At 69.0% G+C, this 2,387-nt stretch carries 2 protein-coding genes; one reads left to right on the top strand and one right to left on the bottom strand.

Annotated elements, in window-relative coordinates; translation table 11 throughout:
• A partial coding sequence (locus AC36XV_RS05775) for a DUF2867 domain-containing protein (protein ID WP_492202732.1) occupies positions 1–534 on the top strand: 534 nt, incomplete at its 5' end.
• On the opposite strand, the gene AC36XV_RS05770 is transcribed toward AC36XV_RS05775, so the two are convergent.
• Positions 519–2,387, bottom strand: a 1,869-nt coding sequence (locus AC36XV_RS05770; protein WP_492202731.1) for a xanthine dehydrogenase family protein molybdopterin-binding subunit, incomplete at its 5' end; no start/stop codon positions are given. The genes AC36XV_RS05775 and AC36XV_RS05770 overlap by 16 nt on opposite strands.

Here is a 2,387-nt window from a genome sequence, read left to right as displayed (position 1 = left end):
CGTGGGCTCCAGTACGGTCGCCGGTTGGTGGATTCGCGCTCCGCCCGGGTCGATGCGCCCGTCGAACGGACCTTCGAGCCCCTGCGTCGGATCGGAGGCAGCGTGGGCTGGTACTCCGGCGACGTCCTGTGGCGGATACGGGGATTCCTGGATCGGCTGGTAGGAGGGCCCGGACTGCGTCGCGGGCGCAGGGACCCGGTCGACCTGAGGCCGGGTGACGCCCTCGACTTCTGGCGGGTGGAAGCCTTCGAGCCGCCGCGCCTGCTCCGACTGCGAGCCGAGATGCGGCTCCCGGGTCGCGCCTGGCTCCAGTTCGAGGTGGAGAGCGCCCCGGACGGGAGCTCGGTCCTCACGCAGACGGCGGTGTTCGATCCGGCCGGCCTGTTCGGACGCCTCTACTGGTACGCACTGCTGCCAATTCACACGGTGATGTTCGGAAGCATGCTCCGGAACATCGTCCGGGTGGCGTTACGCGCGCAGCGCCAACCCGACCGCTCGACCCGGCTCGTCGTCTCTCCTCAGCCGAGGTCCTGACCCTCGAGCGGCAGATCGCGGACCCGTTTGCCCGTGGCCGCGAAGATCGCGTTGGTCACGGCGGGCATCGTCGGCGGGACGCCCGGCTCCCCGATCCCGGTCGGTACGTCCCCCGTCTGAATCATTCGCAGGGTCACGGTCGGCATCTCGGACATCCGGATCACGCGGTAGTCGTTGAAGTTACTCTGCTCGACCGCTCCGTTCCGCAGCGTGATGCGTCCGTATTTCGCCAGAGAGAGACCCATCGCCACGGCTCCCTGCATCTGGGCTTCCACCGCGTCGGGGTTGAGGACCGGGCCGCAGTCGATCGCGACGTCCACGTGGTGCACGCTGAGGTCGCCCCCGGCCGACACGGAGACTTCCGCCACCATCGCCGCGTAGCTGAAAAAGCTGTAGTGCATGGCGAAGCCGAGGCCACGCCGTGCCGGGAGAGCGCGACCCCAGCCGGACATCTCGGCCGCGGCCTCTCCGACGGCTCGCAGGCGCCCGGTGTCGAACGGGTACGGGCTCGGTTCGTCGCCGATCTCCAGGATTCGCGGCTCGCCCAGCATCTGCATCTGGAACTCGAACGGATCGCGCCCCAGCTCGTGAGCGAGCTCATCCATGAAGCTCTGGGTCGCGTGCGCATGGAAGGTGTTGCACACGGACCGGAGCCAACCGATGCGAACGCTCGACGGCACGCCCGCCCCTTCCATGAGGAGATTGGGAAAGCGATACGGCAGGGTGGTCATCCCCTGAAACAGCTCGCCGTCCGACGGCGGCGTGCCACCCTCGGGAAAGGACCAGCCGATTCCGGGAAACACCGTGCGGTGGCTCCAGCCCGTCGGCCTCCCGGAGGGCCCGATCGTCGCCCGCAGCACCTGAAAGCTCTCCGCCCGGTAGAACCCGTGTCGAATCTCGTCTTCCCGCGTCCACAGCAGCTTGACCGGGCGACCCGTCGCCCGGGCGAGCAGGGCGGCCTCGATGGCGAAATCGGGCTTCGACTTCCGGCCGAAGCCCCCGCCCAGAAGCGTCACCTGGACATCCACGTTCTCGACCGGGATTCCCAGCGCCTCGGCCACCGCCCGGGCGGTCCATTGTGGCCCCTGGGTGGCGGACCAGATCTCGCATCGGTTCCCCGAGACCCGAGCCGTACAGGCGGGGGGTTCGATCATGGCGTGAACGGCGTAGGGAGCGTAATAGGCGGACTCGTACACCCGTTCGGCCGCCGCTTCGGCCGCGGCGAAATCTCCCTCGGACCGCGCCACCCTTCCCGGCGATGCCGCGATCCGCGCGAGCCGGGCCCGACGTTCATCGGTGTTCTCGTTGGCGAGCGGTCCGGGGTTCCACTCGACCCGCAGAGCCTCGCGTCCACGCATCGCAGCCCACGTGTTGGTGGCGACTACGGCCACGCCGGCGTTCGTGAGACCGCTCGGGTCGGGGTCCAGCTCAATGACGTCGACCACATCCCGGACGGCGAGAGCGGCATCCGCATCGAAGCGCGTGACGGAGCCCTTCGGCACCGGACTTCGCTCGACGCTCGCGAACAACATGTCGGGCAACTCGATATCGTAGCCGTACGTGGCCGTGCCCCGGACGATGTCCCCGGTGTCGAGCAGCCGCTGCGGAGTGCCGATGAGACGGAACTGCGAAGGATCCTTGAGCGGAGGATCCTCGGGAACCGGAAGCTCCGCCGCCGCCGACGCCACGTCTCCGTACGTCAGCCGCCGCGAGCCACAGATCACGGCTCCCGATTCGGTTCGACAGTCACCCGGCGCGACGCCCCACTGGAGCGCGGCGGCCTCGAGGAGCATCAGGCGAGCCGCCGCACCCGCGCGGCGGAGGGGGAGCCAGTTCAGCCTCACGGTCGTACT

The organism is Candidatus Benthicola sp., assembly GCF_058719085.1.
Note: the sequence above shows the minus strand (reverse complement) of the source record. Positions and strands in the feature narration are given on the sequence as shown.